Here is a 14,518-nt window from a genome sequence, read left to right on the forward strand (position 1 = left end):
TTCCCGCGGTGTACAGGGGCCGTTGCGCGGCTACCCCGCTTCGCCGTCCGATAACCGCCCGGACGGCCCCGGCAGGATATGGTCCCGGGACGTGTCCTTCAGCATCACACCGGAGCGATCGAGCCGGCGGGCACCGGCCACCAGGGCGGCGACGACCTCGGCCGCCCGGCGGTATCCCGTTCCCTCCGGCGGATGGATATTCGATACGCAGTTACGGTCGGCGTCGGTGCGGCCGGGGCGTGGCCGGTGGGTCAAGTAGACGCCGAGGCTGTCGGCCACCGAGAGGCCGGGACGTTCACCGATCAGCACCAGCACGGTCGTCACCCCCAGGGCGGCACCGATATGGTCGCCCAGCGCCACCCGCGCCTGCGTCGCCACCACCGGCGGCGCGATCGACCAGCGCGGGCGCAACACCTCCAGCAACGCCGCGACCGTGGGCGGCCCGTGGGTGGTGAGCGCCCGGGCGGACAATCCGTCGGCGAGTACCAGGCCGATATCGGCGCCCGAGTACGCGAGCCGCGGCGGCCCACTGTCCGCCGCGTCCGGGTCGACGGCCGGCAGCCGACCGAGGTCGGGGCGGCGCAGATATTCGGCCCGGTCCCGGGCCCGGCTGCGGATATGGACCGGCGCGCCCACGTCCAGTTCGGCCAGCCGCGCGCACAGCGCCGGTACCTCGAGCGGGATGTGCACCGCATCGCGGGCGGCGGCATGCGCCGCGGCGAATTCCAGGACGCGCCGGGTGGGTAACGCGTCACCGGCCCGGCCCAGACCGATGCGCGCCTGGGTGAACGACCGCAATCCGGTCCAGAACGCCTGGGAGTCCGCGGGTGTTCTCTCCTCGTCGATGGTCATCGGCCCCCTGTCAGCGCGCGCAACGGGGACGCGGCGGGCGCCACGGGCAGCACCCGGCCCGTCTCGTCCAGCATTCCGAGCCGGTCCAGCCAGTGCGCGAATTCCGGGGCGGGCCGCAGTCCCAGCACCCGGCGAGCGTAGAGCGCGTCGTGGAAGCTCAGGCTCTGGTAGCCCAGCATCACGTCGTCGGCACCGGGGACCGCGATGACGAAGGCGCATCCGGCGGCACCGAGCAGGGTGAGCAGCGTGTCCATATCGTCCTGGTCGGCTTCGGCGTGATTGGTGTAGCAGACGTCCACGCCCATCGGCAGACCCAGCAATTTGCCGCAGAAATGATCCTCGAGGCCCGCCCGGACGATCTGTTTGCCGTCGTAGAGGTACTCCGGGCCGATGAACCCGACCACCGTGTTCACCAGCAGCGGCCGCAACTCCCGCGCCACGGCGTAGGCGCGCGCCTCGAGGGTCTGCTGATCCACCGGCCTTCCACCCGTTCCCCGGTGCGCGTCGGCCGAGAGCGCCGACCCCTGGCCGGTCTCCAGATACATCACATTGTCGCCGACGGTGCCACGCCGCAGCGACCGCCCGGCGTCGTTCGCTTCCCGCAGCAGCGCCAGGTTCACACCGAACGCCGCATTGGCGGCCTCCGTCCCGGCGACGGACTGGAAGACCAGGTCGACCGGCGCCCCGGCCGCGATCAGATCGATCGTGGTGGTGACATGGGCGAGCACGCACGACTGCGCCGGAATCTCGAAGCGAGTCCGGATATCGTCCAGCAGGATGAGCAGGTCCGCCGCGGCCCGCGGGGAGTCGGTGGCCGGGTTGACGCCGATCACGGCGTCGCCGCAGCCCAGCAGCAGGCCATCCAGGACGGCGGCGGCGATCCCGTCGCGGTCGTCGGTGGGATGGTTGGGCTGTAACCGGGTGGCGAGGGTGCCGGGCGCCCCGATGGTGGTCCGGAACGCCGAACTCACGCGAGCCGCGTGCGCGACGGCGATGAGGTCCTGATTGCGCATGAGCTTGCTGACCGCGGCGGCCATCTCCGGGGTCAGACCGGGAGCGAGAGCGCGCAGGGTGGCGGCCGGATCGGTGGTTCCCTCGCCGGCCGCGACCGCGAGCAGCCGATCCCGGAGCCCACCGACCGTGAGCGCGGCGACCGGACCGAAGGCGGCGCGATCGTGGGTGTCCAGGATCAGCCGGGTCACCTCGTCGGTTTCGTAGGGGACCACCGGCTGCTCGAGGAACTCGGTGAGCGGGATATCGGCGAGCACCCATTGCGCGGCCGCTCGTTCGGCATCGGTGCCCGCGGCACATCCGGCCAGTTCGTCGCCGCTGCGCCGGGGCGTGGCCTTGGCCAGCACGTCCACGAGCCCGTCGAAGCGGTAGTTCGTGCCGCCGAGGCGCTGGGTGTAGACCGTCATCCGGTTCCCGTCCGTCCGGGCCGCTGTGCTCGCCCGGCCCGTGGACGGTGTCCTGCGGACCGGTCGGTGGGCGGCCGACATACACGGTGCCTCCGCAGATTACCGCCGCCGACGGTTCCGCGCCCAGCACCGGGAACTCCGCCGGCGCCACGGCTGCGGCTGCGGCCTCCGCAGTTCGTGCCGGCACCGCTCATCACTTCGATGGATCCGAGCCGCGGATCGGTGTGCTGAGATGAACGGATGCAGCGGTGGTCGGCGTTGTCGGCGACGACACGGGACGTCGTCGTGGCGGGCGGATGGTTCCTGTTCGGCGTGCTGCTGTACCTGGCCGGCTTCCATATGATGTTCGCCCCCGAGGCGCAGGCCGGCCCGCTGTGGCCGCGGATCGCGATTCTCGGGCTGGCGAGTGCGGTACTGCCGGTGCGACGCCGGGCCCCGATCACCGCGATGGTGCTGGGGCTGATACCGCTGGTGATGGATCTGTCGCTCGGTCCGACACTGCCGGTCTGGCTGGTGTACACAGATCTCATCTACGCGGCCGTGGTGTACGGCACACGACGCCAGATGCAGGGCGCGGTGGTGGCCTGGCTGACCCTCTCGGCGACCGCGGCGGGGGTGGTGCTGGCGATCACCGGCGACTGGCATCTGATGTCGCTGGCGCTGGTACTGGCGGCGGCCTTCGTCGGCACCTCGCTGTGGTGGGGCCTGACCGTCCGCGCGCACAAGGAGACCGCCGATGCCGAACGGGCGCGCGCCCGCGCCCTGTCGCTCGTCGCCGAACTGGACCGGCGGGCGGCGGTGGCCGATGAACGCAAGGCCATGGCCCGGGACCTGCACGATGTGATCGCCGGGCATCTGTCGGCCATCGCCCTGCAGTCCGAAGCGGCGCTGGGCGGCCTCGACGGCACCGCCGACCCGCGGCTGGCCGGGGTGCTCGGCGCGATCCGCGCCAACAGCGTCGAAGCGCTCCGGGAGATGCGGACGATGATCGGGCTGCTGCGCCGCGAGGACGACGCCGATCAGACGACCGCGCCGGGGCGCCTGGCCCAGCTACCCGGGCTGGTCACCGCGGCCCGGCAGGCGGGTATGCGGGTAGGGGTCCGGCTGGACCTGGGCGAGACCGTACCGGCCGGGGCGGTGGACCAGGCGGCCTACCGCATCGTCCAGGAAGCGGTGACCAATGTGATGAAACACGCCCCCGGGCAGGAGGTCGATATCGACGTGCACGCCGAGTCCACGACACTGGTTCTGACGGTGCGCAACCCGCTGAGCGCCGGACCGCTTCCGGCGCCGGAGCCGGCCGCCGACCGGCGCGGCCTGTCGAATATGCGCGAACGTGCCGCCGCCCTCGGCGGTACATTGCGGGCGGGGCCGGAGTCCGGCGCCTGGTGGGTGCGGGCGCGACTCCCGTTGGCCGCGGTGCCCGGAACCGCGGGGGATCCGCGGTGACGGTCCGGGTTCTCATCGCCGATGATCATGCCGCGATCCGCGCCGGACTCCGCATGATCCTCGACGCGGCCGGCGATATCGAGGTGGTGGGCGAGGCCGCGGACGGCGGGGTCGCGGTGGCCCAGGCCCGGGCGCTGCGGCCGGATGTGGTGCTGATGGATGTGCGCATGCCGGGGGTGGACGGCATCACCGCGACCACCCGGGTGACCGGCGAGGGCCTGGCGCGGGTACTCGTCCTCACCACCTTCGACCTCGACGAATACGTGTTCCGCAGCCTCCGCGCGGGCGCTTCCGGGTTCGTCCTGAAGTCGGCGTCCGGGCCCGCCCTGGTCGACGCGGTCCGCGCGGTCGCCGCGGGCGAGGGAGTGCTCGCCCCCGAGGTCACCCGCGCGGTGATCGACGCCTTCGCCGGGACTCCGTCCGGCCGGGGATCCGAACCGCCACCGGGTATGGCCGAGCTCACCGGCCGGGAGAAAGAGGTGTTCGACTGTCTGGGCGGCGGGCTGTCCAACGCGCAGATCGCGGCACGGCTGTTCATCAGCGAGACCACGGTCAAAACACATGTGTCACGTGTCCTCACCAAACTGGGGATGCGATCGCGGGTGCAGGCCGCGATCCTGGCGCGCGAACTCGGCGACGGGGCCGCCGGGCACCCGTAGCCGAGGTCGGCCGCGACTCAGCCGGGCAGCGGCGCGAAGCGTCCGTCGGTGCCCGGGAGGTAGCTCTCCACCCCGATGACGGCCTCGACCGGCAGCGGACCGTACAGATGTGGGAAACGCAACGCCGGATCATCACCGGGCGCCCCCGGCTCCCAGCGCACCGGCGCCGCGAGTCGGTCCGGGTCCAGGCGGAGCAGCAGAAGGTCGCGCCGACCTGCGAAAAGACGGTTCGCGGGCAGGTGTACCTGCGGTGGCGCGGAGAGATGAACGAAGCCCTCCGTCCGTAGCGAATCGGGCCGATGCGCACCATCTTCCCGAGCAACTGCCCACTCACCGGGAGTGCAGAGGTGAACAAGGGTGTGAGTGTCACAGGGCACGGGTAACCTCCGATACACAACTCGACAGTCGGTACGGAGCAAGGGCCGTACGTTTTCCACACCCGCCCCACGGTGTTCGCCACAGGCGAAAAGCGCTGGTCGTGTTAGGGAAAACACACTGGTTCCCCAGGGGGAACAATCCCGATGCCCCGAACGTCTGACAGAGTAGTTACACCACTGCTGGGAAGTAGCGGAAGCGAGCCCGCGGAGTGACCACGGGCCTCACACCAGGTGAACGGTATTGTGCCGGAAGCCAGGACGGAGGAGTCATGCCAGGAACCCTGACTAGCACCCCACTGACCGCGGTCGATCGCTGCGATCGCTGCGGGGCGGCTGCGCGTGTACGTGCCGTTCTGCCCGCAGGTGGCGAGTTGCTCTTCTGCCAGCACCACGCGAACGAACATATGGAACGACTGCGCGAACTCGACGCCGTGATCGACACGGAGTCCGCTCCCGCTCTCTGACCCGTCCTCGCGTCCGACACAACAGCATCGAACAACAGAACACCGTCTCCGTGGCGGGCGACCGATCCGGTCGTCCGCCACGGGCGTGTCAGCCGGGCAGGATGCCGTCGATCAAGCGGTGCAGCCCGTAGTCGAAATCTCCGGCCGGGTCACCGGGCGCCTGGTACAGCTCGCCGACGGCCGCACCGACCCGGGCCGACAGTGGGAAGTCGGTGGCCGGCATGACCTGCTCGAGCACCGGCCCGTGCGCCGCCCACCAGTCGGCGTCGGATTGTTCCCGGACGCTGCGGGCCGCGGCGAGCGCGGTCCGCGCGTTACCGGTCGCGAACTGCGACAGCACCGCGATCACCCGGTCCATCTCGATATCGTCGAGGCCCGCCCCGTCCAGCGCCGCCAGGTGCCGCTCGTACCGCCGCGTCCGGCCGGGTCCCAGCACCATCCGCCAGGAGGGCACCTCGAACAGCCACGGGTGGCTCAGGTATTCGTCCCGGATCTGCCGGGCGACGGCCACCATCCGGTCCCGCACGGGCAGGCCGGCGGGGATCGGGGCATCCTCCAGCGCGACCGCGTCGACCATCAGGACGGTGAGCGCGTCCTTGCTCGGGACGTAGGTGTACAGGCTCATCGGCCGCAGTCCCAGCTCCGCGGCGACCGCGCGGACCGATACTTTCTCGTAGCCCTCGCGGTCCGCGAGCCCGATCGCCGCGGCCACCACCTCGTCGACGCTCACGGTCTGCCGGGGACCGCGGCCGCCGCGCCGGGGCGGCAGCTCATGCCGCCACAGCAGTTCGAGCAGGACACGGGCAGGATCGGGCGGACGTGTCACCGGTACCTCCGGCCGACCGCAGCCGATGGGGATACCGGACGGCTCGGGTGCCGCGCTGCCGTCGGCGCGCCGTCGCTGCTCATCGCATTCCCTTCACCACGTAGAGAGACCACCCGAGCACTGCCCGGGGCGTACCGGAACAAATCCGGTACGGTGCGCGTTGGCCTAATACTCCGTACACTATACGCTGATCATAGGGGTGCACTCTGCCGACCATCGAGACCACCTATCTGCCCGACCGTCACATGTTCGCCCTGTGGACCTGGACCGGGCGGGAGCCCGGCCCGGCACCCACGGGAATCGGCGACACCGCGACCCTCGCGCTGGCCGTACCCGGCGGAACCCGGGCCCAGGCACGTGCGGGAAGTATCACCCTGCAGGTCATCCCGGTCGACTGCGCGCTGGTGGACCCCGCCGGTCTCGCCGGATTCGCACCTGCCGAGCCGGGCCACTCCACCCGCGCCTGGCAGGCGATTCTGACCGGCGAACACGCGGACCTCCCTCTCGCCGGGCACGCGTTTCCCAACGCGACGGGGACCGCAATGCTCACCGGTGAGCACGCCCGATCGGTGCTCCACGACACCACGGCCGTCGCCGCCGGCCTGCGCGACGACCTACTCGCCGACCTGCGGCCCTATCAGGCGCGCGGAATCGGCTGGTTGCGCGCCACCGTCGCCCACCATGGCGGGGCGGTCCTCGCCGACGAGATGGGTCTCGGCAAAACCGTGCAGACCATCGGTCTGCTGCTCGGGCGGGCCGACCACGGTACGCAACTCGTGGTGTGCCCGACCTCGCTGGTGGGCAATTGGGTACACGAGATACAGCGTTTCGCTCCCGCCCTGCGGCCGGTGGCCTGGCGGGGTGGCGAGATCGGCACCGCGGCCGGCGATATCGTCGTGACGGGCTACCCCGTGCTGCGGCTGCACGGTCACCGACTCACCGGAAACCACTGGGCGACCGTGGTGTTCGACGAGGCCCAGGCGTTGAAGAATCCCCGCACACAGGTGTCGAAGGCGGCCCACGCTCTCGACGCCGCGGCCGTCGTCGCGCTGACCGGTACCCCGGTGGAAAATCACCTCGAGGAACTGTGGTCGCTGCTGCACCTCGTGGCACCACGCCTGTTCGGGCATCGCGCCCAGTTCCGGCGGCGCTTCGTCAAACCCATCGAGCAGGGTTCGGCCACTGCGGCAGCGCGCCTGCAGGACGCGATCGAACCGGTCCTGCTCGCCCGCCGTAAGGCTCAGGTCGCCGCCGCGCTCCCGGCCAAGATCCACAACGATCTGCTGTGCGATCTCACCCCCGAACAGGAGAAACTCTACGATCAGTTGCTCGACCGCGCGGTCGCCGACGGCTTCGGTACTGGCACCCAGCGGCAGACCCGGGTGCTGGCGGCGCTCACCGCGCTGAAACAGGTGTGCAACCATCCCGGCCTGGTGGACGGTGACCAGGGCGAATTAGGGGGCCGCTCGGGGAAACTCGACTTGTGCACCGATATCGTCGCCGCCAACCTCGACAACGGCGCGCCGACGCTGATCTTCACCCAGTACCGGGCCACCGGTGACCTGCTGGTGCGGCATCTGGCCGAACAGTTCGCCATCACCGCGCCGTTCTTCCACGGCGGGCTGACCCAGGCCGAACGCGCGGCGATCGTCACCCGGTTCCAGTCCCCCGGCGGACCACCGGTCCTGGTGCTCAGCCTGCGGGCGGCGGGTACCGGGCTCACTCTCACCCGGGCCGCGGATGTGATCCATTTCGACCGATGGTGGAATCCCGCCGTCGATGCCCAGGCCTCCGACCGGGTGCACCGGATCGGGCAGACCCGCACGGTCACCGTCACCACACTGACCTCGGCCACCACGGTCGAGGAACATATCGCGGGAATGCAGCGCCGCAAATCCGCGCTCACCGATCTCGGCGACGGAAGCGGTATCGCCGATCTCGCCCGGCTCGACGACGAGCGACTCCTGGAAGTGCTGCGACGGAAGCGGGGAAACTGATGGCGGACAACGAATTCGGCTACACCCGCTGGGGGATGGACTGGGTCCGGCTGGCCGAGCCGCTACGGCAGACCCGCCCCGAGCCGATGCTCCCGCGGGCGCGCAGTATCGCCCGCAACGACGGGGTCCGGTCCGTGGTGGAAGGGCGTACCGTCCGCGCGCACATCCACCGCGGGGGCCAGGCGTCGGTCGTCCATCTCGAACTGGCGCCGCTCACCCGGACCGCGCTCACGGCACTGTCCGCGATCGTCGGCGCCGAACCCACCCTGCTGACCGATGAGATGCATGCGGCGGCCTTCGCGGCGGGCGTCTCGGTGGCCCCGGAACCCGCGGCGATCGATTGCTCGTGCCGCGCGCGCACCGCACGCTGTCTCCATGTACTGGCCACGTTCTACGATCTCGCCCGCCGGGTCGACGAGGATCCGCGGCTGAGTCTGGATATGCAGGGGTACGGCCACCCGGATCACAGTGCCGCGCCGGGCGATTCCGGCGAGAGGTCGGAAACACCGCGCTGGATACCGCTCAACGCATTGGACCCCGCGATGTTCTTCGACGTGTGAGCCCGGACACCGGCGCCGGTGTCCCCGAGCCGGACCGCCGAAGGGGCCGCGGCAGTTCACATCCGGCGCAGCGCGGCGATTCGCTCGCCGAGCTGATCGGCGGTGGCCAGTGCGGTGGGCGGCCCGCCGCACTGGCGCCGCAGCTCGCCGTGGATCACCCCGTGTGGTTTACCGGTGCGGTGGTGATGCATCGCGACCAGGCTGTTCAGCTCACGCCGCAGTTCGCCCAATTTGTCGGCGGTCGCCACCCGCTCGGCGGCATTACCCGCTGCCGGGGACACGGGGGCCGGTGCCTCCGGTTCGGCCTTGGACCGGTCGGCGATCTGCCGGGCCTGCCGCTCCCGCAGCAGCGCACGCATCTGATCGGCATCGAGCAGCCCGGGAATGCCCAGGTAGTCGGCTTCTTCGGCGCTACCGGCGAACGTCGCGGTACCGAACGACGACCCGTCGTAGATCACCTGGTCCAGTTCGGCGTCGGCAGCCAGCGGCACGAACGCCTTCTCTGCCTCGCCCGGTTCGTCCTGCTGCTTGTTCGCCTCGGCGAGCAGGTCGTCGTCGAGACCGTCCTTCTCACGGTGCGGCTTCCCGATGACATGGTCGCGCTGGACCTCGAGCTGGGCGGCGAGATCCAGCAGCACCGGAACCGACGGCAGGAACACACTCGCCGTCTCGCCCGGCCGCCGGGCGCGGACGAACCGGCCGATGGCCTGGGCGAAATACAGTGGCGTCGAGGCGCTGGTGGCGTACACACCGACGGCCAGCCGCGGAACGTCCACGCCCTCGGAGACCATTCGCACCGCGACCATCCACGGCTGGGTGCCCGCACTGAACTCGCCGATCCGGGCCGAGGAGGTGGGGTCGTCGGAGAGCACCAGCACCGGCCGGTTACCGGTGAGATGCTCGATCAGTTCCGCGTAGGCGCGGGCCCTTTCCTGATCGGAGGCGATCACCAGGCCGCCGGCATCGTGCATACCGCCCTCACGTAGCTGCGCCAGGCGCATATCCGCCGCGCGCAGTACCGCGTAGATCCAGTCCCCCGCCGGGTCGAGCGCGGTACGCCAGGCCCGGGCGGTCTGTTCGGCGTTCAGCGGTTCACCGAGCCGGGCGGTGTACTCCTCGCCCGCGCTGTCGCGCCAGTGCGCTTCGCCGGAGTAGGCGAGGAACACCACCGGCCGCACGACCCCGTCGGCGAGCGCCTCGGTGTAGCCGTAACTGTGATCGGCCCGCGACCGCGGCAGACCGGCCTCGTCGGGTTCATAGGTGATGAACGGGATCTGGCTGTCGTCGCTGCGGAACGGCGTGCCGGTGAGTGCCAGCCGGCGGGTGGCGTCACCGAACGCCTCGGCCACCGCGTCGCCCCAGCTCTTGGAATCGCCGGCGTGATGGATCTCGTCCAGGATCACCAGGGTGCGCCGGTTCTCGGTGCGCACCCGGTGCTTGAACGGATGCGCGGCGACCTGGGCGTAGGTGACCACCACGCCGTGATAGTCCCCCGAGGTGCCACCGGTGGTGTTGGAGAAGTTCGAATCCAGCGCCAGTCCCGAGCGCACCCCCGACGCGGCCCACTGATGTTTCAGATGTTCGGTCGGCGCGACCACAGTGACCTGGTCGACCGTACGATCGGCCAGCAATTCCGCCGCGACCCGCAGCGCGAAGGTCGTCTTACCGGCCCCAGGAGTCGCCACAGCGAGGAAATCACGGGGTTTGGTCGCGAGGTACCGGGTGAGCGCGCGCCGCTGCCACGCGCGCAGGGATGCGCCCGGAACCTCCGTCGCAATAGCACCGCTCGCATCGGTCACGGAGACAAACACTAGCGGTCGTGGCGGCGATGGCGCCAAACCGGCGCGGGGCCCGCGACAGGCGTCACACGCCGTGGGGGGCGGTTTTCGGGCCGTGCTCGGTCACCGGCGATTCACCGATCGCCCCCCGACACGTTGCCCGCCGCCATACCGCTGGGCGTCCGGGTGCGCGATGCTGGACAGACCATGCACAGTTACGGACGCGAACCCGGCGCGGACCCGTCGGGTACCGCGTGGGCCCGGCGCGCCCTCGCCCAGATCGGCCGGCTGGTGGTCCGGGTGGCTGCGAAGGCCTGGGACGACTCGATCTTCGCGAAATCCGCCGCCGCCGCCTTCTGGCAGACCCTGTCGCTGGTACCGCTGCTGTTCGGCCTGTTGGGCGGGCTGGGTTACGTCAGCGGCCTCTTCGGGCCGGACACCGTGGAGATCGTGGAATCGAAAGCTCTCACGTTCAGTCGCGACCTGTTCAGTCAGAGTGTGGTCACCGATCTGATCGAGCCGACGATCCGCGATGTGCTCGGGCGCGGCCGGGCCGCGTTCGTCTCGGTGGGTTTCGTCCTCTCGCTGTGGGCCGGTTCCTCGGCCATGGCGACCTTCGTCGACGCGATCGTGGAGGCGCACGGCCAGCAGGACGCGCGGAACCCGATCTGGCAGCGCATCTTCGCCCTGCTCCTCTACGTCCAGTTCCTGATCGCGGCGATCTTCATCCTGCCGCTCATCGCGCTGGGCCCGGTGCTCATCGGGCGGGTACTGCCGGATTCGTGGCTGGAGCCGGGACTGCGCCTGATCGATATGTTCTACTACCCCGCGGTGGGGTTGCTACTCATCGTCGGGCTGGCCACGCTGTACAAACTCGCGCTGCACAGTTCGCTGCCCTACCACCGGCTGTTCTGTGGAGCCTTGCTGGCGGCGGTGTTCTTCATGGCGGCCAGCGATGTCCTGCGCCACTATCTGGCCCTGGTGACCCGGACGGGGGTCACCTACGGCGCCCTGGCCACCCCGATCGCGTTCCTGCTGTTCACGTTCTTCCTGGGTTTCGCGGTGATTCTCGGCGCGGAATTCAACGCGGCGGTCCAGGAGTTCTGGCCGGCCCGGGCCACCCGGATAGAACAGTTCAAGGCATGGCTGGCCAAACGCCGCAGCGAGGCGCAGGGCGAAGTGGAGGCCGATCCGGCCGATCCGGGTGCCCACCGGATCCCGCGCCGACGCGGGGCACGCCGCGGCGACGACAGTGGCCCGGAGGGCGGTTCTGCGGGCGGGGCACCGGCGCCGGTTGTCACCCGCTGACCTGCCGACGGACACGTCGACGGTCGGCGAGACCACCCGGGCGGCCGATGCCGGAGGGGTGGTGCGGAACTCTTCCCTCCGAGCCGGGCCGCGCCGGAGCGTCGGCGGTGCGCCCGGTGCGGCGGCCTTTGCCGGTACCGCCCATGGCGCACGTCTGCACGGGCCGATGCGCTTCTGCGGCCGCGTGGCCGGGATGCGGTCACTCGCCCTTACGAAGGGTCTCGTAGACCTTCTTGCACTCGGGGCAGACCGGCGAACCGGGCTTCGGCGAGCGCGTCACCGGGAAGACTTCCCCGCACAGCGCCACCACCATGGTGCCCATCACGGCACTCTCGGCGATCTTGTCCTTCTTCACATAGTGGAAGAACTTGGGGGTGTCGTCACCGGTGGTCTCGTCGGTGGTCGTATCGGGGCGGACCAGAGTATCGGTACTCACGCCCTCCATGATGCCGCATCACGGCACCGCGCTCGCGGGATCACCCCCGCGACCGGGCCCCTACCGGCGTGTGGTGATGGCGGCCGCCTCGCGGTTCCGCCGGCCCGGGCGGGCGGGCGGTCGACGCGACGGGGCGCCGCGCACAGCGGTCGGTCCGGCCGGGAGAAGGCGTGGCCCGCGGCCACAGCCGACGGCGATCGGGCACCCTCTCGAAACGACCGAACCCGGCGGCGCGGCCGTCGTGCACGATTCCCGGCGGACGCGTTGTACACGGCGGCGGCGATAGTGCAAGACTCGAAGGTATGCAGCAGCACGGCGAAGACTCCGAGCGCCGCTCGGAGCACCTCGACGCCGGTGCGAGCGGTCCCGGTGAGCCCCCCGGCACACCGCGGCCGGCCCGTCCCTCTCGTTCGCGCGGATACTTCCCCGGCGACGACGCCAGACACGCGGCGCTGATCACGAAGGCTGCCCCGTCCTTCGAGGAGCAGCACCGGGCCCGGGTTCGCCGGTACACGATCATCATGGCGTTCCGGATCCCGGCGCTGATCCTGGCCGGGGTGGCCTACACGGTCTTCGGGAACGCCCTGATCTCGATCCTGATCATGGCGGCTTCGGTCCCCCTGCCGTGGATCGCGGTCCTCATCGCCAACGACCGGCCGCCGCGGGACAAGAACGAACCCAGCCGTTGGGACCGCCCGCGTCCCGCGCTGGAGGAACGCCGGCACGACCAGATCGACGGCTAGACCGCTCGTCATCGCCTACTCCGGCCACATCGCCACGGCGGTGCGGCCATCCGGCCGGGCCCGCGGAGGTGGCAGAGTACCGCTGTGCCCACCTACGGATCGACTGTCCGATCACCCCTGACCGCCCTGTGCCCGTCCCTGCGCACCGCGCTGACCAGGGTCGGATACGACGCCGACACTTTGCTCGAAACGCTGGGCGACGAAGCGCACAGCGCCCTGGGCCGCGGGGAACCGGTACCGGTGCGCCGGGCCGCGCGCGCCGCCGGCGAACTGGGCGCGCTCGTCCGTCTGCTCCTCCTCGGTGACGCATTGGACGAGCGCGAGGCCGCCGCGGCACTGGCTCCGGTGCGGATCGACGAGGCCGTGGCGGCCGGACTGCTGACCCGCTCGGGCCGCGAGGTCCGCGCGGCGCTGGACCTGCGCCCGACCGATATCGGCGCGGGCAACCGCTGGATCCTGTCCGACCTCGACGATTCGATGCACCGGCGCATCCTGACCGAGGACCATGTACTCGGCGTCGGCCATGCCTCGCTCTCGCTGCTGCGGGCCACCCCGACGGCACCGGTCGGCTCGGTGCTGGATCTGGGCACCGGCTGCGGTATCCAGGCCGTGCACGCCGCGTCCTACGCCCGGTCGGTCACCGCCACGGATGTGAATCCGCGCGCGCTGTGGCTGGCCGAGGCCACCGCGGCGCTCAACGATCTGGATATCGACCTGGTGCCCGGGTCGTGGTTCGAACCCGTCGCCGGGCGCCGGTTCGATCAGGTGGTGGCCAATCCGCCCTTCGTGGTGGGGCCCGCCCGGGTCGAGCACACCTACCGTGATTCCGGGCTCGCCCTCGACGGCGCCAGCGAATTGGTGATCTCGGGTGTCCCCCGGCTGCTGGCCCCCGGCGGAACCGCCGCGGTGCTGGCCGCCTGGGTGCAGACCGAGGACCAGGACTGGCGGCAGCGCGTCTCGAGCTGGTTGCCCGCGCACGGTATCGACGCGTGGGTCGTCCAGCGTGATGTCGCCGACCCCGCGCTGTACGTGGGCACCTGGCTGCGCGACGCCGGCCTCGATCCGCGCACCCTCGCGGCCCAGCAGCGGGCCGAGGAATGGCTGACCGCGCTGGAACAGGCCCGGGTGACCGGTATCGGTTTCGGTTTCGTCTACCTGCGCGCCGTGGATGCGCCGACCGAACTACTGGCCGAGGACCTCACCCACGGCTTCGACGATCCGCTCGGTGCGGAAGCGCTGGCCTACTTCCAGCGATCCGCCTGGTTGCGCGATATCGCCGGTGATCCGGACCGGGCCCGGCGCTCGCGCTATCGGGTCGACCCGGCGACCGCGCTCGAGCGGGTTTCGCTGCCGGGTGAGCAGGGCTGGGAGCAGCGGGTGATGCGCCTGCACCGGGGCGACGGACCGCGGTGGCAGCACGAAGTGGACGAGACGACGGTCTCCCTGCTGGCGGGAATGCGGCCCGACGGCCTGCCGTTGTACGAACTGATCGAACTGCTGGCACTGTCACAGGGAGCGGAGGAGGTCTCCCCCGAGTTCGCGGATGCCGCCCTCGGAGTGGTCACCGGCTTGGTGAGGCACGGGTTGATTCACCCGGTACCGCACTAGGGGTACGCGCCCACCGCGTGTCCCGCCACCTGCCGAGGGGCTC

The 14,518-nt window shown here is 70.8% G+C and carries 14 protein-coding genes; 8 read left to right on the forward strand and 6 right to left on the reverse strand.

Features of this window, described 5'->3' with window-relative positions:
- Positions 1-30 precede the first annotated feature (30 nt).
- Together eutC and NF4_RS07795 are read right to left on the reverse strand one after the other, a co-directional pair.
- A complete protein-coding gene (gene eutC / locus NF4_RS07790; protein ID WP_063126580.1) occupies positions 31-852 on the reverse strand; it encodes an ethanolamine ammonia-lyase subunit EutC in 822 nt (273 codons plus the stop codon).
- Positions 849-2,270: an ethanolamine ammonia-lyase subunit EutB gene (locus tag NF4_RS07795; protein WP_063126581.1), complete on the reverse strand. Its 1,422-nt coding sequence runs from the start codon at positions 2,268-2,270 to the stop codon at positions 849-851. Before NF4_RS07795 ends, eutC begins: the two co-directional genes overlap by 4 nt.
- Before the next feature lie 240 nt (positions 2,271-2,510).
- On the opposite strand from NF4_RS07795, the gene NF4_RS07800 reads away from it, so the two are divergent.
- On the forward strand, positions 2,511-3,719 hold the full coding sequence (locus NF4_RS07800) for a sensor histidine kinase (RefSeq protein ID WP_063126582.1): 1,209 nt from the start codon (positions 2,511-2,513) through the stop codon (positions 3,717-3,719).
- Positions 3,716-4,378, forward strand: a complete 663-nt coding sequence (locus NF4_RS07805) for a response regulator (protein ID WP_063126855.1) — start codon at positions 3,716-3,718, stop codon at positions 4,376-4,378. The genes NF4_RS07800 and NF4_RS07805 overlap by 4 nt, the downstream gene beginning before the upstream one ends.
- A 17-nt stretch (positions 4,379-4,395) precedes the next feature.
- Here NF4_RS07805 and NF4_RS07810 read toward each other — a convergent pair whose 3' ends face one another.
- Positions 4,396-4,755, reverse strand: a complete 360-nt coding sequence (locus NF4_RS07810) for a DUF952 domain-containing protein (protein WP_063126583.1) — start codon at positions 4,753-4,755, stop codon at positions 4,396-4,398.
- A 269-nt stretch (positions 4,756-5,024) separates the two neighbouring features.
- On the opposite strand from NF4_RS07810, the gene NF4_RS07815 reads away from it, so the two are divergent.
- Complete coding sequence (locus NF4_RS07815; protein ID WP_030521621.1) at positions 5,025-5,219, forward strand: DUF7455 domain-containing protein; 195 nt, start codon at positions 5,025-5,027, stop codon at positions 5,217-5,219.
- 88 nt (positions 5,220-5,307) lie between these two features.
- Here NF4_RS07815 and NF4_RS07820 read toward each other — a convergent pair whose 3' ends face one another.
- Positions 5,308-6,045: a TetR/AcrR family transcriptional regulator gene (locus NF4_RS07820; protein ID WP_063126584.1), complete on the reverse strand. Its 738-nt coding sequence runs from the start codon at positions 6,043-6,045 to the stop codon at positions 5,308-5,310.
- A 245-nt stretch (positions 6,046-6,290) separates the two neighbouring features.
- Here NF4_RS07820 and NF4_RS07825 point away from each other — a divergent pair, with 245 nt between their 5' ends.
- Positions 6,291-8,042, forward strand: a complete 1,752-nt coding sequence (locus tag NF4_RS07825; protein WP_063126585.1) for a DEAD/DEAH box helicase — start codon at positions 6,291-6,293, stop codon at positions 8,040-8,042.
- Entirely contained in the window at positions 8,042-8,602 is a 561-nt protein-coding gene (locus tag NF4_RS07830; RefSeq protein WP_063126586.1) for a hypothetical protein, read from the forward strand. The genes NF4_RS07825 and NF4_RS07830 overlap by 1 nt, the downstream gene beginning before the upstream one ends.
- 56 nt (positions 8,603-8,658) lie before the next feature.
- On the opposite strand, the gene NF4_RS07835 is transcribed toward NF4_RS07830, so the two are convergent.
- Complete coding sequence (locus NF4_RS07835; protein WP_084532982.1) at positions 8,659-10,401, reverse strand: DEAD/DEAH box helicase; 1,743 nt, start codon at positions 10,399-10,401, stop codon at positions 8,659-8,661.
- Between the two features lie 186 nt (positions 10,402-10,587).
- Here NF4_RS07835 and NF4_RS07840 point away from each other — a divergent pair, with 186 nt between their 5' ends.
- Positions 10,588-11,688, forward strand: a complete 1,101-nt coding sequence (locus tag NF4_RS07840) for a YihY/virulence factor BrkB family protein (protein ID WP_084532983.1) — start codon at positions 10,588-10,590, stop codon at positions 11,686-11,688.
- Positions 11,689-11,887: 199 nt separating this feature from the next.
- Here the strand turns inward: NF4_RS07840 and NF4_RS07845 are convergent, their stop codons facing one another.
- Complete coding sequence (locus tag NF4_RS07845; protein ID WP_063126856.1) at positions 11,888-12,124, reverse strand: DUF3039 domain-containing protein; 237 nt, start codon at positions 12,122-12,124, stop codon at positions 11,888-11,890.
- 302 nt (positions 12,125-12,426) lie between these two features.
- Between NF4_RS07845 and NF4_RS07850 the strand changes: the two genes are divergently transcribed.
- Both NF4_RS07850 and NF4_RS07855 read left to right on the forward strand, forming a co-directional pair.
- A complete protein-coding gene (locus NF4_RS07850; RefSeq protein WP_084532936.1) occupies positions 12,427-12,867 on the forward strand; it encodes a DUF3099 domain-containing protein in 441 nt (146 codons plus the stop codon).
- An 84-nt stretch (positions 12,868-12,951) separates the two neighbouring features.
- Positions 12,952-14,475 carry a DUF7782 domain-containing protein gene (locus NF4_RS07855; RefSeq protein ID WP_063126588.1) on the forward strand — a complete coding sequence of 508 codons (1,524 nt, stop codon included), beginning with the start codon at positions 12,952-12,954 and terminating at the stop codon, positions 14,473-14,475.
- Positions 14,476-14,518 lie beyond the last annotated feature (43 nt).

Source organism: Nocardia fusca NBRC 14340 (assembly GCF_001618425.1).
GTDB classification, from domain to species: Bacteria; Actinomycetota; Actinomycetes; order Mycobacteriales; family Mycobacteriaceae; genus Nocardia; species Nocardia fusca.

Coding starts and splice junctions, on each gene's coding strand:
- NF4_RS07815 (WP_030521621.1), top strand. CDS start 5,025: ATGCCAGGAACCCTGACTAGCACCCCACTGACCGCGGTCGATCGCTGC.
- NF4_RS07850 (WP_084532936.1), top strand. CDS start 12,427: ATGCAGCAGCACGGCGAAGACTCCGAGCGCCGCTCGGAGCACCTCGAC.
- NF4_RS07840 (WP_084532983.1), top strand. CDS start 10,588: ATGCACAGTTACGGACGCGAACCCGGCGCGGACCCGTCGGGTACCGCG.
- eutC (WP_063126580.1), bottom strand. CDS start 852: ATGACCATCGACGAGGAGAGAACACCCGCGGACTCCCAGGCGTTCTGG.
- NF4_RS07830 (WP_063126586.1), top strand. CDS start 8,042: ATGGCGGACAACGAATTCGGCTACACCCGCTGGGGGATGGACTGGGTC.
- NF4_RS07795 (WP_063126581.1), bottom strand. CDS start 2,270: ATGACGGTCTACACCCAGCGCCTCGGCGGCACGAACTACCGCTTCGAC.
- NF4_RS07800 (WP_063126582.1), top strand. CDS start 2,511: ATGCAGCGGTGGTCGGCGTTGTCGGCGACGACACGGGACGTCGTCGTG.
- NF4_RS07825 (WP_063126585.1), top strand. CDS start 6,291: ATGTTCGCCCTGTGGACCTGGACCGGGCGGGAGCCCGGCCCGGCACCC.